The organism is Roseomonas sp. KE2513 (assembly GCF_016107305.1).
Classification (GTDB): domain Bacteria; phylum Pseudomonadota; class Alphaproteobacteria; order Acetobacterales; family Acetobacteraceae; genus Roseomonas.
In genome coordinates this window covers 112,170-136,246 of sequence record NZ_RCVR01000006.1, presented here as the reverse complement: position 1 = coordinate 136,246, position 24,077 = coordinate 112,170, and the positions used below count along the sequence as shown (strand labels likewise).

General features: G+C 72.0%; 26 protein-coding genes. 16 read left to right on the top strand and 10 right to left on the bottom strand.

What is annotated here, in order from left to right:
• Positions 1–6: 6 nt before the first annotated feature.
• Positions 7–1,122 carry an NAD(P)-dependent oxidoreductase gene (locus D9599_RS08420; RefSeq protein ID WP_198380778.1) on the bottom strand — a complete coding sequence of 372 codons (1,116 nt, stop codon included), beginning with the start codon at positions 1,120–1,122 and terminating at the stop codon, positions 7–9.
• Between the two features lie 343 nt (positions 1,123–1,465).
• Here D9599_RS08420 and D9599_RS08415 point away from each other — a divergent pair, with 343 nt between their 5' ends.
• The 6 genes from D9599_RS08415 (at position 1,466) to D9599_RS08390 (ending at position 7,582) form a co-directional block, all read left to right on the top strand.
• The gene (locus D9599_RS08415) at positions 1,466–2,539 is read left to right on the top strand and encodes an inositol-3-phosphate synthase (protein ID WP_198380777.1); all 1,074 of its coding nucleotides are present in this window, start codon (positions 1,466–1,468) and stop codon (positions 2,537–2,539) included.
• A gap of 6 nt (positions 2,540–2,545) precedes the next feature.
• The gene (locus D9599_RS08410) at positions 2,546–3,145 is read left to right on the top strand and encodes a histidine phosphatase family protein (protein ID WP_309228577.1); all 600 of its coding nucleotides are present in this window, start codon (positions 2,546–2,548) and stop codon (positions 3,143–3,145) included.
• The gene (locus tag D9599_RS08405) at positions 3,142–4,239 is read left to right on the top strand and encodes a glycosyltransferase (protein WP_198380776.1); all 1,098 of its coding nucleotides are present in this window, start codon (positions 3,142–3,144) and stop codon (positions 4,237–4,239) included. The genes D9599_RS08410 and D9599_RS08405 overlap by 4 nt, the downstream gene beginning before the upstream one ends.
• Positions 4,236–5,342 (top strand): glycosyltransferase, encoded by a 1,107-nt coding sequence (locus D9599_RS08400; RefSeq protein ID WP_198380775.1) that lies wholly within the window; start codon positions 4,236–4,238, stop codon positions 5,340–5,342. The genes D9599_RS08405 and D9599_RS08400 overlap by 4 nt, the downstream gene beginning before the upstream one ends.
• A 21-nt stretch (positions 5,343–5,363) precedes the next feature.
• Positions 5,364–7,082, top strand: a complete 1,719-nt coding sequence (locus D9599_RS08395) for a hypothetical protein (protein WP_198380774.1) — start codon at positions 5,364–5,366, stop codon at positions 7,080–7,082.
• A 104-nt stretch (positions 7,083–7,186) separates the two neighbouring features.
• The gene (locus D9599_RS08390; RefSeq protein WP_198380773.1) at positions 7,187–7,582 is read left to right on the top strand and encodes a hypothetical protein; all 396 of its coding nucleotides are present in this window, start codon (positions 7,187–7,189) and stop codon (positions 7,580–7,582) included.
• Positions 7,583–7,591: 9 nt separating this feature from the next.
• Here the strand turns inward: D9599_RS08390 and D9599_RS08385 are convergent, their stop codons facing one another.
• On the bottom strand, positions 7,592–8,548 hold the full coding sequence (locus D9599_RS08385; protein WP_198380772.1) for an acetyl-CoA carboxylase carboxyltransferase subunit alpha: 957 nt from the start codon (positions 8,546–8,548) through the stop codon (positions 7,592–7,594).
• Between the two features lie 211 nt (positions 8,549–8,759).
• On the opposite strand from D9599_RS08385, the gene D9599_RS08380 reads away from it, so the two are divergent.
• Both D9599_RS08380 and D9599_RS08375 read left to right on the top strand, forming a co-directional pair.
• On the top strand, positions 8,760–9,761 hold the full coding sequence (locus tag D9599_RS08380) for a tripartite tricarboxylate transporter substrate binding protein (protein WP_198380771.1): 1,002 nt from the start codon (positions 8,760–8,762) through the stop codon (positions 9,759–9,761).
• Between the two features lie 5 nt (positions 9,762–9,766).
• Positions 9,767–10,513, top strand: coding sequence for an SDR family oxidoreductase (locus D9599_RS08375; protein ID WP_198380770.1), 747 nt, complete (start codon positions 9,767–9,769; stop codon positions 10,511–10,513).
• A gap of 22 nt (positions 10,514–10,535) precedes the next feature.
• Here D9599_RS08375 and D9599_RS08370 read toward each other — a convergent pair whose 3' ends face one another.
• On the bottom strand, positions 10,536–11,576 hold the full coding sequence (locus D9599_RS08370) for a zinc-binding alcohol dehydrogenase family protein (RefSeq protein ID WP_198380769.1): 1,041 nt from the start codon (positions 11,574–11,576) through the stop codon (positions 10,536–10,538).
• A gap of 152 nt (positions 11,577–11,728) precedes the next feature.
• Here D9599_RS08370 and D9599_RS08365 point away from each other — a divergent pair, with 152 nt between their 5' ends.
• Entirely contained in the window at positions 11,729–12,646 is a 918-nt protein-coding gene (locus D9599_RS08365) for a LysR family transcriptional regulator (RefSeq protein ID WP_198380768.1), read from the top strand.
• Positions 12,647–12,656: 10 nt separating this feature from the next.
• Here the strand turns inward: D9599_RS08365 and D9599_RS08360 are convergent, their stop codons facing one another.
• Positions 12,657–13,547 carry a tyrosine recombinase gene (locus tag D9599_RS08360; protein WP_198380767.1) on the bottom strand — a complete coding sequence of 297 codons (891 nt, stop codon included), beginning with the start codon at positions 13,545–13,547 and terminating at the stop codon, positions 12,657–12,659.
• Between the two features lie 36 nt (positions 13,548–13,583).
• Positions 13,584–13,730 (bottom strand): hypothetical protein, encoded by a 147-nt coding sequence (locus D9599_RS08355; protein ID WP_169742737.1) that lies wholly within the window; start codon positions 13,728–13,730, stop codon positions 13,584–13,586.
• Positions 13,731–13,825: 95 nt separating this feature from the next.
• Here D9599_RS08355 and aroB point away from each other — a divergent pair, with 95 nt between their 5' ends.
• Positions 13,826–15,559 carry a 3-dehydroquinate synthase gene (gene aroB, locus D9599_RS08350; protein WP_309228576.1) on the top strand — a complete coding sequence of 578 codons (1,734 nt, stop codon included), beginning with the start codon at positions 13,826–13,828 and terminating at the stop codon, positions 15,557–15,559.
• Between the two features lie 53 nt (positions 15,560–15,612).
• Complete coding sequence (locus tag D9599_RS08345; protein ID WP_198380766.1) at positions 15,613–16,167, top strand: DUF2889 domain-containing protein; 555 nt, start codon at positions 15,613–15,615, stop codon at positions 16,165–16,167.
• Between the two features lie 7 nt (positions 16,168–16,174).
• On the opposite strand, the gene D9599_RS08340 is transcribed toward D9599_RS08345, so the two are convergent.
• Positions 16,175–16,462 carry a BolA family transcriptional regulator gene (locus tag D9599_RS08340; protein WP_198380765.1) on the bottom strand — a complete coding sequence of 96 codons (288 nt, stop codon included), beginning with the start codon at positions 16,460–16,462 and terminating at the stop codon, positions 16,175–16,177.
• A gap of 109 nt (positions 16,463–16,571) precedes the next feature.
• On the opposite strand from D9599_RS08340, the gene D9599_RS08335 reads away from it, so the two are divergent.
• From D9599_RS08335 to D9599_RS08315, 5 genes are all read left to right on the top strand, one after another.
• Entirely contained in the window at positions 16,572–17,162 is a 591-nt protein-coding gene (locus D9599_RS08335; RefSeq protein WP_198380764.1) for a J domain-containing protein, read from the top strand.
• Positions 17,163–17,211: 49 nt separating this feature from the next.
• Positions 17,212–18,231 (top strand): cobaltochelatase subunit CobS, encoded by a 1,020-nt coding sequence (gene cobS / locus D9599_RS08330; protein WP_198380763.1) that lies wholly within the window; start codon positions 17,212–17,214, stop codon positions 18,229–18,231.
• 8 nt (positions 18,232–18,239) lie between these two features.
• The gene (locus D9599_RS08325) at positions 18,240–18,875 is read left to right on the top strand and encodes a glutathione S-transferase family protein (protein WP_198380762.1); all 636 of its coding nucleotides are present in this window, start codon (positions 18,240–18,242) and stop codon (positions 18,873–18,875) included.
• Positions 18,872–20,749 carry a cobaltochelatase subunit CobT gene (cobT, locus tag D9599_RS08320; protein WP_198380761.1) on the top strand — a complete coding sequence of 626 codons (1,878 nt, stop codon included), beginning with the start codon at positions 18,872–18,874 and terminating at the stop codon, positions 20,747–20,749. Before D9599_RS08325 ends, cobT begins: the two co-directional genes overlap by 4 nt.
• Positions 20,750–20,811: 62 nt before the next feature.
• Complete coding sequence (locus tag D9599_RS08315; RefSeq protein ID WP_198380760.1) at positions 20,812–21,747, top strand: esterase-like activity of phytase family protein; 936 nt, start codon at positions 20,812–20,814, stop codon at positions 21,745–21,747.
• Here the strand turns inward: D9599_RS08315 and D9599_RS08310 are convergent.
• From D9599_RS08310 to D9599_RS08295, 4 genes are all read right to left on the bottom strand, one after another.
• Positions 21,744–22,511: a sensor histidine kinase KdpD gene (locus D9599_RS08310; RefSeq protein ID WP_198380759.1), complete on the bottom strand. Its 768-nt coding sequence runs from the start codon at positions 22,509–22,511 to the stop codon at positions 21,744–21,746. The two genes, D9599_RS08315 and D9599_RS08310, sit on opposite strands and share 4 nt — an antisense overlap.
• A gap of 121 nt (positions 22,512–22,632) precedes the next feature.
• On the bottom strand, positions 22,633–22,929 hold the full coding sequence (rpmB, locus tag D9599_RS08305; protein ID WP_043831561.1) for a 50S ribosomal protein L28: 297 nt from the start codon (positions 22,927–22,929) through the stop codon (positions 22,633–22,635).
• Positions 22,930–23,029: 100 nt separating this feature from the next.
• Positions 23,030–23,764 carry a class I SAM-dependent methyltransferase gene (locus D9599_RS08300; RefSeq protein WP_198380758.1) on the bottom strand — a complete coding sequence of 245 codons (735 nt, stop codon included), beginning with the start codon at positions 23,762–23,764 and terminating at the stop codon, positions 23,030–23,032.
• A gap of 37 nt (positions 23,765–23,801) precedes the next feature.
• The gene (locus D9599_RS08295) at positions 23,802–24,068 is read right to left on the bottom strand and encodes a hypothetical protein (RefSeq protein ID WP_198380757.1); all 267 of its coding nucleotides are present in this window, start codon (positions 24,066–24,068) and stop codon (positions 23,802–23,804) included.
• Between the last annotated feature and the right edge of the window lie 9 nt (positions 24,069–24,077).

Here is a 24,077-nt window from a genome sequence, read left to right as displayed (position 1 = left end):
CGTCCATCACGCGACGAGCCCCCGCAGCTCCAGCTCGTTCCTCGCCTGGCTCACCCGATCGAGCGCCTGCTGGCGGGCCACCCACTCGGCCAGCTCCGCGAGATCGGCGGTGAAGTCGAGGCGCTGCGTGCGATAGCCGAGCTCGTCCCGGGCCTTGGTGATGTCGGGGATGTTGTGGCGGATATCGCCGGCGCGGGTCTTGCCCGCGATCTCCGGCGCGAGGCCGGTGCGGCCCATGGCGCGCGCGAGGTCCGCGGCCACGTCCTGCACCGTACGGTCCACGCCGCTCGCGATGTTATAGACGCCACCGGGAGCCCGCGGATGGTCGAGCGCGAGAAGGAAGGCGCGCGCCACGTCCTCTACATGCACGAAGTCGCGGCGCTGCAGCCCGTCCTCGAAGATCATCGGCGGCTGGTTGTTCTGCAGGCGCGCAGCGAAGATCGCGAGAACGCCGGTATAGGGGTTCGAGAGCGCCTGTCCCGCGCCATAGACGTTCCAGAGCCGCAGCGCGACGCCCTCCATCCCATAGGCCGGAGCGAGGGTGAGCGTCAGCCGCTCCTGCACGAACTTCGTGATGGCGTAGACGGAGGCGAGGTTCGTCCGCTTCCATTCCGGCGTGGGCACTGGCACCAGCGGGCGGCCCTTGGCGTCCAGCGGGTCCCAGGGCGCGTCGGGCGTGAGGCGCGGCTGGCGCACCGCGTCCTCCACGAGGGTGCCGTCGGCGTCGCGGTAAAGCCCCTCGCCGTAGACGCTCATGGAGGAGGCAACGACGACGCGCTTCACGGGCTGATCGATCAGCTGCTGGAAGAGCACCGCGGTGCCACAATCGTTCACCGAGACGTAGCGCTCGATCGCGTACATGCTCTGCCCGACGCCGACCTCGGCCGCGAGGTGGACGACCTTGTCCACGCCGCGCAGCGCGCGCTTGACCGCATCGGGGTCGCGGACGTCGCCGGTCACCACCTCCACCTCGGAGTCGAGGCCATCGGCGCCGCGGTCGGCATGGACCTGCTCGATGAAGCTGTCGAGCACGCGCACGTGGTCGCCGCGGTCGAGCAGCGCGCGCGACACGTAGCGGCCGATGAAGCCCGCGCCCCCGGTGATCAGGACTGATTCCGCCAAAGCTCTCGCCCTCCCGTCTCAAGCTGCTGCCGCCCGTCGGACCGGAAGGGCCCGGCTCGATGATCGGTTCCGGCAGGGCGTAAAGCGCCATTGCCCGTCTCGAATCGCGTTCCGAGGTGGAGCACGCAAGTCTTTAACCGGCGCGGACACTTTGAAGAAGGCCACCGGCAACATCACATTTTCTTGTAGAAAATGGCGGCCAACCATGCGCATCCCGGCATGGCGTTGATCGCTAGTTGGGGCGATAGCTAAGTTGATGCATGCGGCCGCCCCGGCCGCAGTGCCATGGAGAGGAACGCGATCCTTTGACGATTGCTTCGCCGCGCGCGAACGGACCGAGGGCGTGAGCGCGCTGCGCGTCGCGATCGTGGGCGTTGGAAACTGCGCGTCCTCCTTCGTGCAGGGCCTGTCCTACTATTGCATGGCACAGGCCAACGAGCCCGTGCCCGGCCTGATGAACGTGGAGTTGGGCGGATACCACGTGCGCGACATCGCCGTCTCCGCCGCCTTCGACGTGAACGCGGCCAAGGTCGGGCGCGACGTGGCGGAGGCCATCCTCGCGCCGCCCAACAACACGCAGGTTTTCGCTGAAGTGCCGCGATCGGGTGTCGTGGTCAACCGCGGCCCGACCCTCGACGGAATCGGCCGCTATCTGACGGCCGAGATCGAGGAATCCAGGGCGCCGGTGGCCGATGTCGCGGGCATCTTGGAGGAGTCCCGTACCGACGTCCTCGTCTCCTATCTCCCGGTGGGCTCACAGCAGGCGACGGAATGGTACGCCGAGCAGGCACTGCGCGCGGGCTGCGCCTTCGTGAACTGCATTCCCGTCTTCATCGCCTCCAACCCCGAATGGAGCAAGCGCTTCGAGCAGCGGGGCCTGCCGATCATCGGCGACGACATCAAGAGCCAGGTCGGCGCCACCATCGTCCACCGCGTGCTGGCGAACCTCTTCCGCGAGCGCGGCGTGCGGCTGGACCGCACCTATCAGCTCAATTTCGGCGGCAATGCCGACTTCCTGAATATGCTCGAGCGAGAGCGGCTGGAATCGAAGAAGCTCTCCAAGACGCGCGCCGTGACAAGCCAGTTCGACGTGCCGCTGCCTGCCGAGAGCGTCCATGTCGGCCCGAGCGACCATGTGCCCTGGCTGACCGACCGCAAGTGGGCGCAGATCCGGCTGGAGGGCACGGGCTTCGGCGGCATGCCTCTGAACGTGGAGCTGAAGCTGGAGGTCTGGGATTCCCCCAACTCGGCCGGCGTGGTGATCGACGCGGTCCGCTGCGCCAAGCTCGCGCTCGACCGCGGGATCGGCGGCGCGCTCACCGGGCCGTCCAGCTACTTCATGAAGTCCCCGCCCCAGCAGTTCGACGACGGTGAGGCCCGGGAGCGCACGCTGCGCTTTGTCGTCGGCGAGGGTTGAATTGGGGTGGCGGCCACGCTCTTCCTCCTGCGCCACGCGGCGCATTCACGCGTCGGCAGCACGCTCTGCGGCCGGATGCCGGGGGTGACGCTGGGGGAGGAAGGGCACCGCCAGGCACGCGCGCTGGCCGGGCGGCTAGCCGACGAGGCGATCGAGGCGGTCTATTCCAGCCCCCTGGAGCGCGCGCGGGAGACGGCGGCGCCGGTCGCCGCGCGGCTGGGCCTGGACCCGCGCGTCGAGGACGGCGTGACGGAGATCGATTTCGGCCACTGGACGGGGCGCGACTTCGCCTCGCTCGATGGCGATCCTGACTGGACCCGCTGGAACGCCGAGCGCGGCACCGCCCGCCCGCCCCAGGGTGAGAGCATGGCCGAGGCGCAGGCCCGCGCGCTCGGCGCCCTCGAGCGGCTGCGCGCGCGGCACCCGGAAGGCCGGGTCGCGGTGGTCAGCCATGCCGACATCATCAAATCGGTGCTCGCGGCCATCCTCGGCATCCCGCTGGACGGGATCGGGCGCTTCGAGATCCAGCCGGCCTCCATCAGCGCCCTGGCCCTCTGGCCCGGCGGCGGAAAGGTGTTGAGCATGAACGAGACGCTTCGCGCATGAAGATCGCCTTCTACGGATCGAGCCTTCTCTCCTCCTACTGGAACGGGGCGGCGACCTATTACCGGGGCATGCTGCGCGACCTCGCCGCGCGCGGGCACGAGATCACCTTCTACGAGCCCGACGCATTCGGACGGCAGCAGCACCGCGACATCGAGCCGCCCGCCTGGGCCGAGGTGCGCGTCTACGACGCGACGGAGAGCGCGCTGCGGGCAGTGATGGACGAGGCCGCGCGCGCCGATGTCGTGGTGAAGGCGAGCGGGGTCGGCGTCTTCGACGACGAGCTGATCGCGGGCGTAATGGCCGCCGCCCGGCCCGAGGCGATCCGCATCTTCTGGGACGTGGACGCGCCGGCGACGCTCGCCGAGATCACGCCGGTGCCGGACCACGCACTGCGCCGCGCCCTGCCCTCGCTCGACTTCGTGCTCACCTATGGCGGCGGCCCGCCGGTGATCGCGGCCTACGAGGCGCTGGGTGCCCGCCGCTGCATCCCCATCTACAACGCGCTCGACCCCGAGACGCACCACCCGGTGCCGCCGGACCCGCGCTTCGAGGCGGACCTCTCCTTCCTCGCCAACCGCCTCCCGGACCGCGAGGCGCGGGTGGAGGCCTTCTTCCTCGATGCCGCCAGGCGGCTGCCGGGGCGGAGCTTCCTGCTCGGCGGCAACGGCTGGGACGACAAGCCGATGTCGCCCAATATCCAGCGCATCGGCCATGTCGGCACGCGCGACCACAACGCCTTCAACACCTCCCCCCTTGCGGTGCTGAACGTGGCGCGGGACAGCATGGCCTCGGTCGGCTACTCGCCGGCCACGCGCGTCTTCGAGGCGGCCGGCGCGGGCGCCTGCCTCATCACCGACGCCTGGGTGGGCCTCGACCTCTTCCTCAAGGAGGGGGAGGAGGTGCTGGTGGCGCGCGACGGCGCCGACGTGGCCGAGCATGTTCGCTCGCTCACGCCGGAGCGCGCGAGGGCAATCGGCGAGGCGGCGCGCCGGCGCGTGCTGGAGGGCCACACCTATGAGCGCCGCGGCGCCGAGGTTGACGCGCTGCTGCGGCGGGAAGCCGCGCTGATCGCAGAGCAGGGCGTGCGCGCATGAGCGCCCCGCTCCGCGTCGTCGTCCTCGGCCTCAGTCTCTCCTCCTCCTGGGGGAACGGCCACGCGACGACCTTCCGCGCGCTGTTGCGTGCCTTCGCCGCGCGCGGCCATGACGTGCTCTTCCTGGAGCGCGACGTGCCCTGGTACGCCTCGCACCGCGACCTCCCCTCCCCCGATTTCTGCGAGCTCTCGCTTTACCAGGATCTCGAGGATCTCGATCGCTGGCGCGGCGCCATCGAGGCGGCGGATGCCGTGATCGTCGGCTCCTACGTGCCGGAGGGCGTGGCGGTCGGGCGCATGGTGCAGGGCGTCGCGCGCGGTGCCACCGCTTTCTACGACATCGACACGCCCGTGACGCTCGCCAAGCTTGAGCGCGGCGACGAGGAATACCTCTCCCCCGCGCTCATCCCCGGCTACGGCGTCTATCTCTCCTTCACCGGTGGCCCGACGCTCGACCGGCTGGAACGGCAATACGGCTCGCCGGCCGCGCGGCAGCTCTACTGCTCCGTCGATCCCGACGCCTACCGCCCGATGGAGGTGCCCCCGCGCTGGGACCTCAGCTATCTCGGCACCTACAGCCCCGACCGCCAACCGGTGCTGGAACGCCTGCTGTTGGAACCCGCGCGCCGCGCCCCTGACCTGCGCTTCGCCGTCGCCGGCCCGCAATACCCCGCTGACATCGACTGGCCCGCGAATGTGGAGCGGATTGACCATGTTCCGCCCGCCGACCATCCAGGCTTCTACGCCGCCAGCCGTTTCACCCTGAATGTCACCCGTGCCGACATGATCCGCGCCGGCTACAGCCCGAGCGTGCGGCTCTTCGAGGCCGGCGCCTGCGGCGTGCCCATCATCTCCGACCGCTGGGACGGCATTGAGACACTGCTACGCCCAGCGGAGGAGATCATCCTCGCCGATGGCGCGACCGACGTCCTTGCCGCCCTGCAAGGCATGGGGAAGGCGGAGCGCGGCGCGATGAGCCGGGCACTCCGGGTGCGCGTCTTGGGCGAGCACACCGCCGCCCACCGCGCGGCCGAGCTGGAAGGGCACCTGCGGGAGGCCATGGCGCGCGCCGCCCGCCCGCTGGACGCCGCGAACGCTCCGTGAGCGGTACCGCTCCCCGCTAGGATGCTCGTCTACGGCGACGCGCCCCGGCGGGAGGATCCGCGCCGCCTGCTGGACGCCCTTGGCGTGGCGCTGCGGGAGGTCGCCGCCGCACCGCCGGGCCTCGCCCGCCACGCCGCCCTCGTCGCCGTGCTGATCGAGGCGGGGGAGCTCGCCCAGGGCCTGGCCGATGCCGGCTTCGCCGAGCGAGGGGAGGATGCGCCCGGCCCCGCCGAGGCGGCGGCCATGGCGCTGCTCGGGGCGATCGCGGCTGCCGTGCTGGAATCCTGGCGTTCCGGCTTCGTCTGCACCGGCCCCTTGCCGACCGCGGAAATCGCGGCGGCCATGCCCGACACCATCCTCTGCAAGCGGGCGGAGGGCTTCGCGCACTACGCCCTCTTCCCGGAAGCCTATGGCGCGGCCGCGGCGGCACTGCCGGAGGGGCCGCTACGGGTGATCGGCCTGCGCTCCATCGGAACCACTCTCGGCGCGGTCGTCGCGGCCGCGTGCGGCGCCCCGCCGGCCGTCACGCTGCGCCCCACCGGCCATCCTTTCCGCCGGAAGGTACAGCCCTCCCCTAAACTTGCGGCCTCCCTGCTCGCCGACCCCGCCGCGCGTTTCGCCGTGGTGGACGAGGGACCAGGTCTTTCCGGCAGCAGCTTCGGCGCGGTGCTCGATTTCCTGGGGCAGCGCGGCGTCCTGGAGGGCCGGATCCACCTTCTCCCCGGCCATGGCGGGGAGCCCGGCCCCCAGGCCAACGAGGCAGCGCGAGTTCGCTGGTCACGCCTCGCGCGGCACCCGGCCCCCGTCGACACCCTTCTGCTCGATGCCACCGCGGGCTTGCCGCGCTGGGCGGCGGACCACCTCGGCTCCCCGGACGCGCCGATGGAGGAGATCACGGGCGGCGGCTGGCGGCGGCTGCGCTCCCCCGATCCGGCGGACTGGCCGGCCGTGCACCCCTATCTGGAGCGGCGAAAGTTCCTGCACCGCAGCGGCGGCCGGACCTGGCTGCTGAAATTCGCAGGCCTCGGCCGGCAAGGGCTGGAGGCGGAGGCGCGCGCCCGCCGCCTGCACGCGGCCGGCTTCACCCCTGAAGTGGCGGGGCTGCTGCACGGCTTCCTCGCCGAGCGCTGGGTGAACGAGGCCCGGCCGCTCGACCCCGAGGCCTGCGACCGCCCGGCCCTCCTCGCACATCTCGCCCGCTACCTCCTCTTCCGTGCCCAGCACCTCCCGGCAGGCGAGGAGGAGGGCGCCTCGCCCCGGGCGCTCTGGGAAATGGCCCGGCACAACACCGCGGAGGCGCTGGGCGCGGGCCCCGCCGCGCGGCTCGACGCCTGGGAGCCGCATCTCGCGGCGCTCGGCGCGCGGCTGCGGCGCGTCAGCACCGACAACCGGCTGCACGCCTGGGAATGGCTCGTTCTTCCCGGCGGGCGACTGCTGAAGGCGGATGCGGTGGACCACGCGGCGGCGCATGACCTCGTGGGATGCCAGGACATCGCCTGGGACGTCGCCGGTGCCGCCGTGGAACTCGGCCTCCCGGCAAAGGAGCGCGAAGGGCTCCGCGCCGCAGTGGGGGCGGATGCCACGCTGCTCGACTTCCTCACCCCCTGCTATCTCGCCTTCCAACTCGGCTACTACACCATGGCCGCCGGAGCCTGGAGCGGCGGGGAGGAGGCCGTACGGGCGCGCGCGGCGGCGGGCCGCTACGCCGCTGGCCTCGAGCGCGTCCTGGCACGGAGCTGAGCTTCCAGAGCGTCCTTGCTAAACCGTTTCGTCAGAAGGTCCGATTGCGGAACCCCCGTTCGAGCGTCGCGTTACGCCTGGTAACAGCCGGGAGGTCCCCGCCCATGTCCGAAACTCGTTCCCGCCCCCTCTTCCGCCTCGTCGCGGCGCTGGCCGCGCTCAGCACGGCGGTGGCCTGCGCGCCGGTCGGCCCTGGGCCTTACCAGCAGCAGGCGAGCAACGCGGCCTATGCCTGCCAGCAAGGCATCGCCCAGGCCTGCTACGACTATCAGGCGATCGCCCCCGCGGCGAATGCGGAGGTCTACCAGGAACAGCAGAACGCCCAGGTCGGCACCGCCGTCGCGGCAGGCCTGGTCGGCGCCGTCGCCGGCGCCGCCATCGCGAGCAGCGCGCGGCGGCCCCATTATCGTGGGCGCGGCTACTACGAGCCGCGCCGCGGCTATTACGGGCCGCACCGCGGCTATTATGGGCCGCACCGCGGGCACTACCGCCACTACTGAGGCGGAAAGTCAGACGACCCCGGTGCGCCCCATCTCGAGGAACTTTTCGCGCCGGCGGGCCCGTAGCGTCGCGCCGTCGAGGGCCAGCAGCGGGGTGAGGCAGGACTCGATCCGGTTCCCCACCGCCAGGACGGTCGCCGCGGCGTCGCGATGGGCGCCGCCCATCGGCTCCGGGATCACCCCGTCTACGAGGTTGAGGCGCTTCAGGTCCTCGGCGGTCAGGCGGAAGGCCTCGGCGGCGGTCGGGGCCTGGGCCGCGTCGCGCCAGAGGATGCTCGCCCCGCCCTCGGGCGAGATCACGCTGTAGATGGAGTGCTCCAGCATCAGCACGCGGTCGGCGGTCGCGATGGCGATGGCGCCGCCCGACCCACCCTCGCCGATGATGGTGGCGACGAAGGGCACGGGAGCATCAAGGCAGGCCTCGATGGAGCGGGCGATCGCCTCCGCCTGGCCGCGCGCCTCGGCCTCCACGCCCGGGAAGGCGCCAGCCGTATCCACGAAGGAGAGGAGGGGCAGGTTGAACCGGCCCGCCAGTTCGATCAGGCGGCGCGCCTTGCGGTAGCCCTCCGGCCGGGGGCTGCCGAAATTGTGCCGGATGCGGCTGTCGGTATCCGTGCCCTTCTCGATTCCCAGCACCATGACGGACTGGCCCCGAAAGCGGCCGAGCCCGCCGACCACCGCCTGATCGTCCGCGAAGGCGCGGTCGCCGGCGAGTGGCGTGAAGTCCTCGATGAGCTCCGCGATATAGGCGAGGCATTTCGGCCGGTCCGGGTGCCGCGCCACCTGGGCCTTCTGCCAGGGCGTGAGCTTCGCGTAGGTGGCGGCGAGCAGCTTCTCCGCCTTGTCGCGCAGCTTGCCGATCTCGTCGGCCACGTCGATGCCGCCCGCGTCCGTCGTGCGACGCAGCTCCTCGATCTGGCCTTCCAGCTCGGCGATCGGTTTCTCGAATTCGAGGAAGTGGCGCATCAGCGGTCCGGAAAGAGGGGCCTCTTGGGAGCGCGGGCGGCTTAGCGCAGGGGCGCCGCGGACGCCAGACGCCGTGGCAGGGCGCGGGTGCCGGCAGGTGGGTGCCCTGAAAGCAGGCGAGGCGGGACGAAACAGGTTCGACCGGGCGCCGAAGCCGATCTAGGCTTACTCCCCATCCCCCGAGAACAGGGGGCAGGAACGGAGGAACGTCATGGCCAGGATCACCCGGCGCCAGAGCCTGCTGCTCGGCGCAGCCGTCTCCACTGCTGCCCTGGCAGACCCGCGGCCAGCCAGTTCGCAGGCGGCCTATCCTGATCGCCCTGTCCGCGTTGTCGTCCCTTTCCCTGCCGGCGGCACCACCGACATGCTTGCGCGCCTCTTCGCCCAGCGCATGACCGAATCCATGGGCCAGCCCGTCGTGGTGGAGAACCGCGGCGGCGCTGGTGGATCACTGGGCGCGGACGTGGTGGCAAAGGCAGCGCCGGATGGTTACGTGCTGCTGTTCCACAATCTTACCTTCACCTCGACCACCGCGGCGCTCCAGCTCGCCGGGCGCGCACCGCACGACATCGAGCGGGACTTCGCCCCGGTCTCGCTTGCGGCCAACGTACCGATGCTGCTCGTCGCCTCCGCCTCGGTGCCGGCAAAGGATCTGCGGGAGTTTGTCGCCTTCGCCAAGGCGCCGGGGCAGTCCGGGGTCTTCTACGGTTCCACTGGCCCGGGCAGCATCATGAACCTGGCCGGGGAGGTGCTGAAGCGCGACGCCGGCATCGCCATGGAGCATGTGCCCTTCCGCGGCGCGGCGCCGCTGGTGCAGGAGATGGTGGCCGGGCGCATCCAGTTCGGCGGGGACCAGCTCTCCACCGCGCTCGGCCATGTAAGGTCGGGAACGCTGCGGCCCATGGCGACGCTGGCCGCCGACCGCTCCGCCGCCCTGCCCGACGTGCCCACGGTGCGTGAACAGGGCTTCCCCAACATGGAGCTGCGCGGCTGGAACGGCTTCTTCGCCCCCGCCCGCACGCCCGACGCCATCATCGCCCGCCTTCACCGCGAGATTGCCGCCGCCGCCGCCCACCCGGAGGTGCGCCGCCGCATGGCCGAGGTGGGCGCCGAGCCCGTCGGCTCCTCCCCCGCCGAGTTGCGGCAGGCGGTGGGCGAGCAGGTCGCCCAGGTCAGGCCCCTGGTTGCAGAGTTGCGGCTGCAGGTGGAGTAGGCGGCATGGCGGGCGTGATCCTGGTAACGGGTTCGGGGCGGGGCATCGGCGCCGCCACCGCGAGGCTGGCGGCGCGGCGGGGCCACGCCGTCTTCGTGAACTATGCCGAGCGGGAGGACCGTGCCCGCGCCGTGGTGGAGGAGATCCGTGCCGGCGGCGGCCGCGCCGCGATGGGCCGCGCCGACGTGGCGCGGGAGGACGAGGTGGAGGCGATGTTCGCCGCCATCGACAGGGAGTTGGGCCCGGTGACGGGGCTGGTGAACAACGCGGGCGTCACCGGCCCCGCCACCCGGCTGGAGGGCTACGACGCCGCCACCATCCGCCGCGTGCTCGATGTCAGCGTGGTCGGCACGATGCTCTGCACCCAGGCGGCGGCGCGGCGGATGTCCAAGAAGAGGGGTGGCATGGGCGGCTCGGTCGTCAATCTCTCCTCGGTCGCGGCGACGATCGGCGGCGCCGGGCAGTGGACGGCCTATGCAGCGGCCAAGGGTGCGGTGAACAGCCTGACCATCGGCCTGTCACGGGAGCTGGCGCCCGAGGGCATCAGGGTGAACGCCCTGATGCCCGGCCTGATCGACACCGAGATCCACGCCACGGCCGGGCTAGGCGACCGCCTGGCGCAGCTGGCCCCCACCGTGCCGGCTGGGCGGATCGGCACGGCGGAGGAATGCGCGGAAGCCATTCTCTGGCTGCTCTCGGGCGAGGCGCCCTACCTCACGGGCGCGCTCATCCCCGTCGCGGGCGGGCGCTGAGGCCAGCCCGGGGCACCTCACGTCAGCTGCCCGCGCCGAAGCCCTCCAGCACGATCTTGCCGCGCGCCTTTCCGCTCTCCACCGCGGCATGTGCGCGGCGCAGGTTGACGGCATCGATGGTGCCGAAATGCTCCGCCAGGGTGGTCCTAAGCGTGCCCCCATCAAGCATCCGGCTAACCTCTGCCAGCAGCCGGTTCTGCTCCTCCATGTCAGTGGTGTGGTGCATGGGGCGGGCGAACATGAACTCCCAGTGCAGGGAGGCCGCCTTGCTCTTCAGCTTCATCACGTCGGGCGGCGTCTTCGGGTCATCGATGAGGCAGATCGCGCCCTGGGGAGCCACGATCTCGCAGATTGCGTTCCAGTGGGCCTCGGTGTGCGTGGTGACGAAGACGTAGCGCACCGGCACACCCAGCGCCTTCACCTGCGCGACGAGGTCGCCACCGTGGTCCAGCACGCTGTGGGCGCCCATGTCGCGCGCCCAGCCCATCGTCTCCGGCCGGCTGGCGGTCGCCACCACGCGCAGGCCCGTCAGCTGGCGGGCAAGCTGCACGGCGATAGAGCCGACGCCGCCTGCACCGCCAATGATCATCACCGCCTCCTCGCGCGGCGCGTCGCCGGGCGAGGTCCTGTCGCGCGGGATACCCAGGCGGTCGAACAGGGCCTCCCAGGCGGTAATGGCGGTCAGCGGTACGGCCGCGGCCTCGGCGAAGGACAGGGCCACGGGCTTGGGCCCGACGATCCGCTCGTCCACGAGGTGCAGTTCGGCATCCGTACCGGGGCGGGTGATGTCGCCGGCGTAGAAGACGGCGTCGCCCGGTCGGAACAGGGTCGCCTCAGGACCCACTGCGCGTACCATCCCGGCGGCGTCGTAGCCGAGCAGCTTGGGCGTGCCAGCCGGATCGGTGCGCGCCCGCACCTTGGCGTCCACCGGATTCACCGAGACGGCACGCACCTCCACCAGCAGGTCGCGGCCCGTGGGAGCGGGCGGGTCGGGCAGCGTCATGTCCTGGAGCGCCGCAGGGTCGCTCGATGGCAGGCTGTGGGTGTAGGCAACGGCTCTCATGCTCTCGGTCTCCTTTCGGCGCGGGCCATGGCACCGCTCCGGCGTGCGGAAGGGCACCTGCCACAATGGGCTGCGTCCCCCCCGAATACCGGTGAGATGCATCCTCCTGCCGCCATTGAAAATCGGCTCGGCAGGGAAAACATTTTCAATGAATGGTCAGTAATCCACCCTTTGACCTTCTCGATCTCCGCCTTGTCCAGCACGTGGCGCGGGCAGGCAGCCTTTCGGCCGCCGCCGGGGCGCTCGGGCTAACCCCGGCCGCGGCAAGCCGCCGGCTGGCAGTCATGGAGAAGCGGCTGGGCTTGCGGCTCTTTGCCCGAACCACGCGCCGGCTGCGCCCAACGCCGGAGGGTGAGGCCTTCCTGCCCCATGCTGAGCGAGTTCTCGCGGCGGCGATGGAGGCCGAGGCGGCGCTGCCCGGCGGCTCGGCGGCGCTCTCCGGCACGCTTCGGCTCACGGCGCCCGCCACCTTCGGCCGCAAGGTCCTGGCGCCCCTGCTGGCCGAGCTTCTCTCCAACCATACGGAGTTGCGGCTCGACCTGCTGCTCACCGACACGCAGCTCGACCTCGTCGCTACCGGCTGCGACGCAGGGGTGCGGATCGCGCCGCTCTCCGGCCAGACGCTCGTCGCGCGGCGGCTCGCCCACAACAACCGCGTTCTCTGCGCGGCGCCCGCCTACCTGGCGCGGCGTGGGGTGCCGGCCAGCCGCGCGGCGCTGGCCGCGCACGATGCACTGGTGCTGCACGGGGTGGAGGCCTGGATGCTGCTGCCGGAAGTCGGCGGCCCGGCCCAGCGCGCCAGACTGTCACCGCGCATGGTCAGCAGTAGCAACGAGGCACTACGGGAGGCCTGCCTCGCGGGCCTCGGCATCGGGTTGCACTCCACCTGGGACGTGGGCGAGCACCTGCGCCGAGGCGAACTCGTCGCGCTGCCGCCGGCGGTCGGCGTGCCGGAAAGGCTTGGCATCTGGCTGGTCTTCCCCGACAGCGTCGCCACGCCGGCGCGGGTGCGGGCTCTGACGGACCTCCTCGTCCAGCGCCTCGGCCCCGTCCCTCCCTGGGAGCGATGAGGGGCCGCGCTCAGGCCCGCGCCAGCGGGTGGTGCTCCTCCACCAGGGCGCGCAGCCGTTCCTCCAGCACCTGGGTGTAAATCTGGGTGGTGGCGATATCGGCATGGCCGAGCAGCACCTGCAGCGTCCGCAGGTCAGCCCCGCGCCCCAGCAGGTGCGAGGCGAAGGAGTGGCGGAGGACGTGGGGCGAAACCCGCGCCGGCTCGATCCCGGCCGCCAGCGCCGCCTCCTCGATCAGGTTGTTGAGGGTCTGGCGCGTGAGATGGCCCGATGACCCGCGGGAGGGAAAGAGCCAGCGGGAGGTCTCCGCCCCCTTGGCGCCCGCCCGCGCGGCCGCCACCGCCTCCCGCGCGCGGGCGCTGATCGGCACCAGCCGTTCCTTGCCGCCCTTGCCGCGGACGACGACGAGGGGGGAATCCTCCCGCAGCGCCGTCACCGGCAGTTCCACCAGCTCGCTCGCCCGAAGGCCCGAGCAGTAGAGCAGCTCGCAGACCGCGACCGCGAGCGGCGCCCGCCGGGCCGGCAGGCGGGCGGCAGCGGCGATCAGCCGCTCCACCTCCTCCTCGCGCAGCGGGTGGGGCAGCAGGGCGGGCTTGGCCGGGCTGTCCAGCGTCTCGGTGGGGTCATCGGCGCGCAGGCCCTGGCGCGCCAGGAAGCGGTGGAACTGGCGGAGCGCCGAGAGGCGGCGGGCGGCGGTGCGGGGAGAGAACCCCGCATCCGTCAGCCCCCCGATATAGGCCGAGAGGGTTGCGGCGCTCATCGCCTCGGCCGCCTCCCCCGCGCGGCGCGCGGCGTAGCCGATCGCGTCCTCGAGGTCCGCCCGATAGGCCTCCACCGTGTTGCGGGCCGCGCCGCGCTCGGCCATCAGCACCTCAAGGAAGGCCTCGAGATGCCGGTTCATGCCGAACACACGCCCGCATTCACGGTGACACGGGGTTCAGCGGGGGCCGAAGCGGTCGTTCGGCAGCACGCGCTCCACCGGCTGCTGCTTCACGCCCGGCGGGAAGGCGCCGACGGCGAGCAGGCCCGCGACGAGAAGGCCCACCAGGAGGAGGATCACCACGAGGATGGGGCGTCGGAACATCAGGTAATCGGCTTCCCCGGGGTGCGCCGCGCGGCGCGACTCTCTGGCGGCCGCGCGGACGACGCGGCGTCCGGCTTGTGCTAGCGTCGCGCGCCGTGTCACGCAACCTCGCCGATCCCCTCCCCGCCACGACGGACGCCGAAGCGACCGAAGGGCCACCCTCCGCCCCCCGGGCTGCGGCGGCGCGGCCGTCGCACAGCCCTATGCACAGCATCGTCCTCGTGGGCATGCCAGGGGCAGGGAAGTCCGCGATCGGCAAGCGCCTGGCCGCGCGCCTCGGCCTGCCCTTCCTCGACGCCGACACCGAGATCGAGAACGCGGCCGGCATGACCGTTGCGGAAATCTTCGCCCGCTACGGCGAGGCCCATTTCCGGGACGGCGAGCGCCGGGTGATCAGCCGAATCGCGGCCGGCCCGCCGGTCGTGCTGGCCACGGGTGGCGGCGCCTATGCGGATGCCCGCACCCGCCGCGCCCTGCGCGAGGCCGGGGCGGTCACGCTCTGGCTGCGGGCCGATATCCCCGTGCTGAAGCGGCGCATCGTCGGGCGCAGCAACCGCCCCCTCTTCATCGGGCGCGACCCGGAGGAGGTGCTGCGGGGCCTCATGGCCGCCCGCTACCCCTTCTACGCCGAGGCCGACCTCTCGATCGACTGCGGCGACGACGCGCCGGAGGTGACGACGCTCCGGGTGGAGCGGGCCATCCTCGGCTGGCAGCGGCCGGCGCGGCTGCCGGTCGCCCTTTCGACCGACGCCTATGAGGTGGTGGTGGGCTCCGGCCTGCTGGCGCGCGCGGGTGGGCTGCTGGCGCCGCATTTGCCCTCCCGCCGGGTGGCGGTGGTCTCGGACGCCTCGGTCGCCGGGCTGCACCTGCCTACCCTGCGCGCCGGCCTCGCCGAGGGTGGCTTCGCTCTCCGCGCCGAGGTGCTGGTGCCGCCGGGCGAGGGTTCCAAGCGCATGGCCATGCTGGAGGAGGTGCTGGAAGGCCTGCTCGCCGGCGGCGCGGACCGGAAGACGACCGTGATCGCCCTCGGCGGCGGGGTGGTGGGGGACCTCGCGGGCTTCGCGGCCGCCGTCGCGCTGCGCGGCCTGCCCTTCGTGCAGGTGCCGACCACGCTGCTCTCGCAGGTGGACAGCTCGGTCGGCGGCAAGACCGGGGTGAACCTGCGCGCGGGCAAGAACCTCGCCGGCGCCTTCCACCAGCCGCGGATCGTGCTGGCCGATACCGACACTCTCGCCACCCTGCCGCGGCGCGAGCTGCGCGCGGGCTGGGGGGAGGTTGCGAAGCACGGGCTGCTCCAAGGCCCGCTCTGGGATTGGTGCGAGGCCCAGGGCCCGGCCGCCATGGCCGGCGACCCGGAGGCGCTGCGCCACGCCGTGCTCGAATCCTGCCGCCTAAAGGCCGGGGTGGTCGTGGCCGACGAGCGGGAGGAGGCGCCGGAGGGCGGCCGCGCCCTGCTCAACCTCGGCCACACCTTCGCCCACGCGCTGGAGGCCGAGTGCGGCTACGACGGCACGCTGCTGCACGGGGAGGCGGTCGCGGTCGGCCTTGGCCTCGCGGCCAGCCTCTCGGCCCGGCTCGGCCACTGCTCGCAGGAATGGCCGGGGCGGGTGATGGAGCACCTGGCGACGGTCGGCCTGCCCGCGCGCCTCTGCGACCTGCCCCGCGGCTTCTCAGCCGAGGCGCTGCTCGGGCGCATGAGGAAGGACAAGAAGGTGCGGGACGGCGCGATGCGCTTCGTCCTCATGCGCGAGGCCGGCGGCGCCTTCACCACTGGAGACGTGCCGTCCGAGCAGGTGGAGGCGCTGCTCCGGGACGAGGGGGCGAGCTGAAGCGCCGCCGCCCCTGGTCCTGGACCCCGGGCGGCCTTACCTTGCACCGCACCATGCCCCTTTCCGCCCCTGCCGAGCGTGAACCCCTTCACCGGCGCGAGATCACCATGCACGGCTACCGCCGTGCCGACGGTCTCTTCGACATCGAGGGGCACCTGGTCGATACGAAGACCTACCCTTTCGAGAACCTCGACCGCGGCACGATCCAGCCCGGGGAGGCGCTGCACGGCATGTGGCTGCGCCTGACGGTGGACGACGACCTCATGATCACCGCCTGCGAGGCCGCCACCGACTTCTCCCCCTATGACATCTGTCCCATGGCCGCGCCGAACTTCGCGGCCCTCGCGGGGGTGCGGATCGGGCCGGGCTTCACCCGCGCGGTAAAGGAGCGGGTGGGCGGCTCCCACGGCTGCACCCATCTACGGGAGATGCTCGCGCAGATGGCGACCGTCGCCTTCCAGACGGTCTACCCCGTGCGCCGCAAGCGCGAGCGGGACGACCCGGAGGCGGCGAAGGCAGCGCGGGACCGGATGATCGGCACCTGCCTCGCCTATGCGCCGGACAGCCCGATCGTGACGAAGCGCTGGGGTGCCGCCGAGCCGGGCTGAGCGCCCGCTACGCCTCCCCCGGCGCGCGCAGTTCCAGCGCCAGCGCGTGCATCCCGCCGCCGAACTCCGCCGCCAGCGCAGCGTGCACCGCCCGCGACCGGGCGAGCCGCGTCATGCCCGCGAAGCCCGGCGCCACCACGTGCACGGCGAAATGCGTCTCCCCGCCCGGCGCCGCCCCGGCATGGCCGGCATGAAGGGCGCTGTCATCGCGCACCAGCACCTCCGCGCCCGGGAAGGCGTGCAGCAGGGTAGCGCGGAGGCGGTCGGCGCGGGAGGCGGGTTCGGTCGAGGTCATAGGGCGGTATTGCTCATAAGGGGAAGGATTTCCATGTCTTGGGGGCGCGGCAGACGGCGCGTTTCCAGCCTTGCCGGCAGGGGCGGCTGCGATCATAAGGCTCCCCATCATGGCCCGACGCGGCGCAGCACCCCCCCGATCCACCGTTCCTCCAGGCACCACGGCGCGTAACTGCGACGCGCCCGGCTGCGAGGCCGTAGGCGAGTTCCGTGCTCCGCGGGACAGGTCACGCCTGCGCGACTATTACCATTTTTGCCTCGAACATGTCCGTGCCTACAACCAGGCCTGGGACTTCTACCGCGGGATGACGCCCGAGGAGATCGAGCAGAACCTTCGCGACGATTCCGGCTGGCAACGCCCCACCTGGCCCCTTGGCCGATTGGGCGCGCAGGCCCATCTCGGGCCTGAAGCGATGCGCGACCCGCTCGGCCTCTTCGCCGACACAAAGCCGACGCCGAAGAAGACCGCGCGGGAGGCCCCGCCGGAGCTTCGCGCCGCGCTCGACGTGCTCGGCCTCGGCTGGCCGGTGGACGAGACCGGGCTGCGGGCGCGTTATAAGGAACTCGCCAAGCGTTTCCACCCGGACGCCAATGGCGGCGACAAGTCCTCCGAGGAGCGGCTGAAGGACATCAACCGCGCCTATAGCCTTATCCGCAAGCGCCTCGCGACGCTTGCACCCCAGCCGAGCCAGGCAGCCTGACCCCGAAGGGCATGCCGGCCACCACCTTCTCACGGAATCGAACCCGCCCATGAACAAGGTCGCCAGCATCGCCGAGAGCCGCAACGCCGCCGTCTCGCCCACCGGAACCATCGACCAGCCGGACGTGCAGGTGTCGGTCCGCGACGCCTTCGGCATCGAGAGCGATATGATGGTGCCGGGCTTCTCCGTCCGCATGGACCACGTGCCCGAGCTGGACGAGACCTACCGCTTCGACCGCGACACCACCCTTGCGATCCTCGCGGGCTTTGCCTTCAACCGCCGCGTCATGGTCCAGGGCTATCACGGGACGGGCAAGTCCACGCATATCGAGCAGGTGGCGGCGCGGCTGAACTGGCCCTGCCTGCGCGTGAACCTCGACAGCCACATCTCCCGCATCGACCTCGTCGGCAAGGACGCGATCGTGCTGAAGGACGGCAAGCAGGTGACGGAGTTCAAGGAAGGCATCCTTCCTTGGGCCCTGCAGCACCCCTGCGCCATGGTCTTCGACGAGTACGACGCCGGCCGCCCGGACGTGATGTTCGTCATCCAGCGCGTGCTGGAGGTCGAGGGCAAGCTGACGCTGCTCGACCAGAACCGCGTCATCCGCCCGAACCCGGCCTTCCGCCTCTTCGCCACCGCCAACACGGTGGGCCTGGGTGACACGACCGGCCTCTATCACGGCACCCAGCAGATCAATCAGGGCCAGATGGACCGCTGGAACATCGTGGCGACGCTCAACTACCTGCCGCACGCGCAGGAAACTGGGATTGTCATGGCCAAGCTCGGCATCGCCGAGAGTGACGCGAAGAACCGCAAGCAGATCGAGGCGATGGTGGCGCTGGCCGACCTCACCCGCGCCGGCTTCATCGCGGGCGACATCTCCACCGTCATGTCCCCGCGCACGGTCATCACCTGGGCCGAGAACGCGCGGATCTTCGGCGATGTCGGCTTCGCCTTCCGCCTCACCTTCCTCAACAAGTGCGACGAGGCCGAGCGCTCCACCGTCGCAGAGTACTACCAGCGCTGCTTCAACGAGGAGATCCCGACGGGTCTCTACGTCAAGCGGTAAGCCGCACCGTGGCGGCGCGCTTCCTGCTGCACCACGCCCCGAAGACCCGCTCCGCCGGCAGCCTCTGGCTGCTGGAGGAGGCGGGGGCGGACTACGAGCTCGAGTGGCACGACATGGAGGCGGCGACCCACAAGGCCGCCGATTACCTCCGGATCAACCCGGCCGGAAAGCTGCCTGCGCTCGTCGACCGTGGCCCCTCCGGCGACTGGCACGGAGTGGTGGTGACGGAGGCCGCGGCCATTGCGGCCTATGTCGCGGACACCCTGCCCGACGCGGCGCTTGCGCCCCCCGTCGATACGCCCGCGCGCGCGGCCTACACGACCTGGATGGCCACCGCCTCCGGCGTGCTGGAACCCGCCATTGCCGATCTGGCCTTCCCCCGCGCTCAGGCGGCGCCCGCCCGCGCCCTTGGCTGGCCGCCCCTGCCGGAGGTCGCGGCCCGTATCGAGGCGGGCCTCGAGACCGGCCCCTGGCTGCTGGGTGAGCACTTCACCGCGGCCGATATCCTCATCGGCGGGCTGCTCGCCTGGATCACCGAATGGGGCATGTTCCGCCCCGGCCCCGGCATCGCCCGCTACCTCACCGCCATCGAGGCCCGCCCCGCCCGGGGGGCCGCCATCCGCAAGGGAGCCGCGCCACAATGAGCGGCAGCAACAAGGACACCACCCGGCAGGAGGAGTTCAAGCGTGCCACCGCCGGCACGCTGCGCGCCATCGCGCGCTCCAACGACGTGCAGGTCGCCTTCCAGCCCGGCCCCTCCGGCCTTGCCGGCAAGCGCGCCCGCCTGCCGCTGCCCACCCGCGCCCTGCCGCCGGCCGAGATGGCCCGGCTGCGCGGCGCGGCCGATTCCGTGGCCCTCAAGCTCCGCCACCACGACGAGGCCACCCACGCCGCTCGCACCCCTGGCCGCCGCGAGGCGCGGGAGGTCTTCGACGCGCTGGAGCAGGCCCGGGTGGAGGCCGTGGGCGGCCGCCACATGTCCGGCGTCGCCGCCAACCTCCGTGCCCGCCTGAACGAGCAGGCAGAGGCCGAGGGCTACGACCGCATGACCCGCAAGGATCAGCTGCCGCTCACCGCGGCGCTCTCCCTGCTGGCGCGGGAGCAGCTGACCGGCGAGCCCGTGCCCGAGGCTGCAAAGCGCGTGGTCGATCTCTGGCGCGACACGCTGGGCGAGCGCGCCGACCAGGCCCTGGCCGAGATGGCTGGCGCCGCCGAGGACCAGGAGGCCTTCGGCCGCGCCGCCCGCAAGCTACTCGCGGCCCTCGACCTCGCGGAGGCCGAGGTCGAGGCAGAGAGCGAGGAGTTCCAGGACCAGGAGGACGAGGGCAGCGAGACCTCCGGCGCTCAGGACCAGAGCGGTGAGGGCGAGAGCAAGCCGCAGGAATCCGAGAACCCGCTGGGCGCCCAGCCCGAGCAGACCGAGGGTCAGGCGGGCGAGGAGGAATCCGGCGAGCAGGAGGAGGATGACGGTGCCGCGGCCGAGGGCGAGGACCGCCCGGGCGGCCCGCAGCAGCGGAAGGAGGTGCCCGTCACCGACGACGCCTCCACCTACCGCGCCTTCACCCGCCAATTCGACGAGGAGGTCTCGGCCGATGACCTCTGCGACCCCGAGGAACTGTCCCGGCTTCGCCAGCAGCTCGACCAGCAGCTCTCCCACTTGCAGGGCGTGGTTTCGAAGCTTGCCAACCGGCTCCAGCGCCGTCTCCTCGCGCAGCAGCAGCGCGCCTGGGAGTTCGACCTGGAGGAAGGGATGCTCGATGCCGCCCGCCTCGCGCGCATCGTGGTGAACCCGATGCTCTCCCTCTCCTACAAGCAGGAGCGTGAGGCGGACTTCCGCGACACCGTCGTCACGCTGCTGATCGACAACTCGGGCTCCATGCGCGGACGGCCGATCACGGTGGCCGCCATGTGCTGCGACATCCTCGCCCGCACGCTGGAGCGCTGCGCGGTAAAGGTGGAGATCCTCGGCTTCACCACCCGCGCCTGGAAGGGCGGCCAGTCGCGCGAGCGCTGGGTGCAGGACGGCAAGCCGCGCAACCCCGGCCGGCTGAACGACCTGCGCCACGTCGTCTACAAGGCGGCCGACGCCCCCTGGCGCCGCGCGCGCAAGAACCTCGGCCTGATGCTGCGGGAAGGCCTGCTGAAGGAGAATATCGACGGCGAGGCGCTCGACTGGGCCTATCGCCGCCTCCTCCAGCGGCCGGAGCGCCGGCGCATCCTGATGGTGATCTCGGACGGCGCGCCGGTGGACGACAGCACGCTGAGCGTGAACCCTGGCAACTATCTCGAACGCCACCTCCGCAAGGTGATCGGCGACATCGAGGGGCGAGACTTGGTGGAGCTGATCGCCATCGGCATCGGCCACGACGTCACGCGCTACTACCGCCGCGCCGTCACCATCGTGGATGCCGAGGAACTGGGCGGCACGATGATGAAGAAGCTGACCGAGCTCTTCGACGAGGACGCGGCGGCGGCCTGGCACCGCGCGGCCGCGGAGCGCGCCCCGGTCATGGTGTGAGCGCGCCGGGCGGGCCCCCGCGACGGGGCCTGCGGCGGCGAGCCTTTGGGCGACGGGCGGCCATGGCCGCGCTGCTCGGCGCCTCCTCCTGCGGGTTGCCGGGGCCTCTGACCCGGCCGGAGCCGCTGCCGGAGGGTTTCCCCGACCCCCTGGCCGGCATGGCGCTGCGCCCGCTCGGCGTGCTTCGGATCGACACGGAGGCGCTGGGGGCGGACGGCCTCTCGGCCCTGCACCTGGGGCCCGACCTTACCCTCACTTCCATCAGCGACCGCGGCCGCTGGTGCCAGGCCCGGCTCGTTCTGGCCTCCAACGGGGCGCCGCTCGGGCTGGACGCGCCCCGCGCCGGACCGCTGCGCGACATCGCTGGCCATCCACTGCAGGGCTTCCTCGGCGATGCCGAGTGCCTGGCCGCCCTGCCCGATGGCTCCTGGCTCGTCGGCTTCGAGCGCTTGCACCGCATCTGGCGCTACCGCCACCTGGACGGCCATGCCGAGCCGATGGAGGCGCCGCCGGGGATCATCGGCTGGCCCGGCAATGGCGGGCTCGAATCGCTGGGCGTGCTGCCGGACGGCCGCTGGCTTGCCATCGCCGAGAGCGAGCGCGCGCCGGAGGATAACGCCGCCCGGATCGCCTGGATCGGTGGTCCCGGGGCTTGGCGCCGCTTCGCCTATCGCCCCGCCCCCGGCCACGACCCGAGCGACCTCTGCCCCTTGCCCGACAGCGGTGCCCTCGTGCTGGAGCGCCACGCGGAGTTCCCCGAGGGCTTCTCGGCCCGCCTCATCCGCCTGCCGCCCCTCGCCGAACGGCCCGAAATGGTGGAGGGACGGCTCGTCGCCCACCTCGCCCCGCCGCTGCCAAGCGACAACTGGGAGGGCGTCAGCGCCTTCCGCCACGGCGGGCGCGATCTGGTGGCAGTCATCTCGGACGACAACCAGCTGTTCTTCCAGCGCACCCTGCTCATGATCCTCGGCTGGTCGGACGAGGTTGCCGCCTCCTAGGCCGCGACTGGATCCTCCAGCACCCGCCCGCGCGGCAGGGTCAGCCAGGTGCGCGCGCCGATCCCGGGTGCTGCTTCCAGGGTCAGCTCCCCCCCATGGGCCCGCATCAGCTCCCGCGCGGCGGCGAGGCCGAGGGAGAGGCCTCGCGTGCCCTCGCCGAGGCCGGACAGATCGTCGCGCGGCAGGCCCGCGCCCTCGTCCTCGATGACGAGGGCCACGGTCTCGGCGGCGCGCACGACACGGAGCGCGATCCGGTCGCCGCTGCGCGTCTCCCGTGCCGCGCGCGCGAGAGACTGGGAGAGCGCGCGGCGCAGCGCCCGGCGGTCGGCGAGCAGGACCAGCGCCTCCGCCTCGGGCGTGACGTGCCAGTGGCGCGCCCCATCCCCCATCAGCCGGGACACGGCGCCCACGGTTTCATGCAGCAAGGGGCCGAGCGGGATGCGGTTCTCGGCCAGGCCGCGCGAGCCGGGCTGCGAGAGGAAATGGTCAGCCACTTCCTCCGCAAGGTTCAGCAGCCGCCGCGCCTCGGTTTCCACATCCGGCGCCACCGCGGGCGGCAGGCGGGCGGCGAGGCCCAGCAGTGAGAGGCCGGGCGCCTCGAGTTCCCGCGCGATCATGCCCAGGCACCGCCCGAGCGCCTCCGCTTGGCTCGCGGCCCGGTCGGCGCGGCGCTCGGCGGCGCGAAGGCGGTTCAGTGCGAAGGCGGCGCCGGCGAGAACCAGCACGGCGAAGATCGCCGCCATGACGAGAAGCTTTGTCTCCATGCGGCGCAGACTGCCAGCGGGAGACCTGCCGAATCGTGAACGGTCAGGTACCAGAAATAACGACGGCGCGAGGAGACTTCCTCGCGCCGTCGTTCAACTCAGCGGATCCGGGTGGATCGTCTCAGGCAGCGGCCTTCTTCGCCTGGGCGCGCTCGATCCGGCGCTTCAGCACCATCGCCTCGGGCGGGAGGGAGCGGTCCGGGGTGCCCAGCAGGAAGGCGTCGAGGCCGCCATTGTGCTCCACGGTGCGGATGCCACGGGTAGAGAGGCGCATCTGGATCGAGGTGCCCAGCACGTCGGAGAAGAAGGAGGCCTCCTGCAGGTTGGGCAGGAAGCGCCGGCGGGACTTGTTGTTGGCGTGGCTGACATTGTTGCCGGCCTGGACGCCCTTGCCGGTGATGCCGCAGCGGCGGGACATGGTGGAAACCCCAGAATAACGCGCGCGCGGGACGCGCGGGCAGGCGATGGAAAGATTTGAGGGGCGCGTATTGCCCGCGAGACCTCCAGGAGTCAAGGCATCAGGGCGTGCAGGGGCGGATGCTCTCCGCTGCGGGCGGGCTGGACGGAGGCTCGAAGACCGCCAGGTACTCGGACCGTGGCGGTGCCTCCAGCAGCCAGTGGAAGCCGACCTGCCGGTAGCCCACGGCCGCCAGTTCGCAGGCCAGCAGCGCGCGGGGCGTGCCGTGGCGGGGCGTTGCGTCGTCCACGTCGAGGATGCCCACCCGCGCCCCCGGACGCAGCGCGGGGACGAAATTGGCCAGCAGCGCGAAGGGCTGCTCGATCTCGTGATACATATGGACGAGGAGCGCGACGTCGGTGGAACCGGGCGGCAGCCGCGGGTCGCCGGGCTCGCCGAGGCCGACAAGGACATTGGGCAAGGACGCGACCCGCTCGCGCAGCCGCGCCAGGTATCCCGGCACCACGTCCTGGGCGAGGACCCGGCCCTCTGGCCCGACGCGCGCCGCCAGCCGCACCGTGTAGTAGCCCGAGCCGGCGCCGATATCGGCCACCGTCTGCCCCGGCTGGATATCGAGCCAGGCGAGCACGCGCTCGGCCTCGCCCACCCGCTCCCGCGCGTCCTCGCCCTGCCAGCGGTCGGAGACCACCGGCGCCACCGGGCGCACGGGGGCGGGAAAGCGGCTCGCGGCGATCCCCGGCGGGCCGAGAGGGGGAATGGAGGCCTCCTGCGCTTCCCCGCAGGAGGACAGCAGGAGCAGCGCGAGAAGGGGGCCCGGAAGGCGGCGATTCGGCATGTCCGGGAGGTGGAGCCCCCGCCCGGCCCCGCAAGGGCTAGGACGGGCCGGCGCCGCCCGCCTCGGAGCGCCTCATCTCGTGCAACTCGCCGTTCTCGACCGAGGCAAGGGCGCTGCGGAGGACGCGAGCGATGGCGGGGTCCTCCATGGTGCGGGCCATCAGGCCCAGCGCGCCGCCCAGCAGGGCGGAGGCGACGGAGATCGGCGCGATCCCCTGCTCGATCATGTACTCGATCGCCTTGTCCGTCACCGAGCCGGCATGGCTCAGGTCCTCGGGGGCGTTGCCTTGCGGGTCCAGGGTCATGCCCGGGGC

What these genes read in the sequence shown, in the direction of transcription:
- D9599_RS08310 (WP_198380759.1), bottom strand. Translation starts at nt 22,511, where the DNA reads ATGGAGACAAAGCTTCTCGTCATGGCGGCGATCTTCGCCGTGCTGGTT.
- D9599_RS08345 (WP_198380766.1), top strand. Translation starts at nt 15,613, where the DNA reads ATGCCCCTTTCCGCCCCTGCCGAGCGTGAACCCCTTCACCGGCGCGAG.
- D9599_RS08365 (WP_198380768.1), top strand. Translation starts at nt 11,729, where the DNA reads ATGGTCAGTAATCCACCCTTTGACCTTCTCGATCTCCGCCTTGTCCAG.
- D9599_RS08360 (WP_198380767.1), bottom strand. Translation starts at nt 13,547, where the DNA reads ATGAACCGGCATCTCGAGGCCTTCCTTGAGGTGCTGATGGCCGAGCGC.
- D9599_RS08295 (WP_198380757.1), bottom strand. Translation starts at nt 24,068, where the DNA reads ATGACCCTGGACCCGCAAGGCAACGCCCCCGAGGACCTGAGCCATGCC.
- D9599_RS08375 (WP_198380770.1), top strand. Translation starts at nt 9,767, where the DNA reads ATGGCGGGCGTGATCCTGGTAACGGGTTCGGGGCGGGGCATCGGCGCC.
- D9599_RS08340 (WP_198380765.1), bottom strand. Translation starts at nt 16,462, where the DNA reads ATGACCTCGACCGAACCCGCCTCCCGCGCCGACCGCCTCCGCGCTACC.
- cobT (WP_198380761.1), top strand. Translation starts at nt 18,872, where the DNA reads ATGAGCGGCAGCAACAAGGACACCACCCGGCAGGAGGAGTTCAAGCGT.
- rpmB (WP_043831561.1), bottom strand. Translation starts at nt 22,929, where the DNA reads ATGTCCCGCCGCTGCGGCATCACCGGCAAGGGCGTCCAGGCCGGCAAC.
- D9599_RS08400 (WP_198380775.1), top strand. Translation starts at nt 4,236, where the DNA reads ATGAGCGCCCCGCTCCGCGTCGTCGTCCTCGGCCTCAGTCTCTCCTCC.
- D9599_RS08405 (WP_198380776.1), top strand. Translation starts at nt 3,142, where the DNA reads ATGAAGATCGCCTTCTACGGATCGAGCCTTCTCTCCTCCTACTGGAAC.
- D9599_RS08380 (WP_198380771.1), top strand. Translation starts at nt 8,760, where the DNA reads ATGGCCAGGATCACCCGGCGCCAGAGCCTGCTGCTCGGCGCAGCCGTC.
- cobS (WP_198380763.1), top strand. Translation starts at nt 17,212, where the DNA reads ATGAACAAGGTCGCCAGCATCGCCGAGAGCCGCAACGCCGCCGTCTCG.
- D9599_RS08390 (WP_198380773.1), top strand. Translation starts at nt 7,187, where the DNA reads ATGTCCGAAACTCGTTCCCGCCCCCTCTTCCGCCTCGTCGCGGCGCTG.
- D9599_RS08355 (WP_169742737.1), bottom strand. Translation starts at nt 13,730, where the DNA reads ATGTTCCGACGCCCCATCCTCGTGGTGATCCTCCTCCTGGTGGGCCTT.
- D9599_RS08300 (WP_198380758.1), bottom strand. Translation starts at nt 23,764, where the DNA reads ATGCCGAATCGCCGCCTTCCGGGCCCCCTTCTCGCGCTGCTCCTGCTG.
- D9599_RS08335 (WP_198380764.1), top strand. Translation starts at nt 16,572, where the DNA reads ATGGCCCGACGCGGCGCAGCACCCCCCCGATCCACCGTTCCTCCAGGC.
- D9599_RS08385 (WP_198380772.1), bottom strand. Translation starts at nt 8,548, where the DNA reads ATGCGCCACTTCCTCGAATTCGAGAAACCGATCGCCGAGCTGGAAGGC.
- D9599_RS08370 (WP_198380769.1), bottom strand. Translation starts at nt 11,576, where the DNA reads ATGAGAGCCGTTGCCTACACCCACAGCCTGCCATCGAGCGACCCTGCG.
- D9599_RS08315 (WP_198380760.1), top strand. Translation starts at nt 20,812, where the DNA reads ATGGCCGCGCTGCTCGGCGCCTCCTCCTGCGGGTTGCCGGGGCCTCTG.
- D9599_RS08395 (WP_198380774.1), top strand. Translation starts at nt 5,364, where the DNA reads ATGCTCGTCTACGGCGACGCGCCCCGGCGGGAGGATCCGCGCCGCCTG.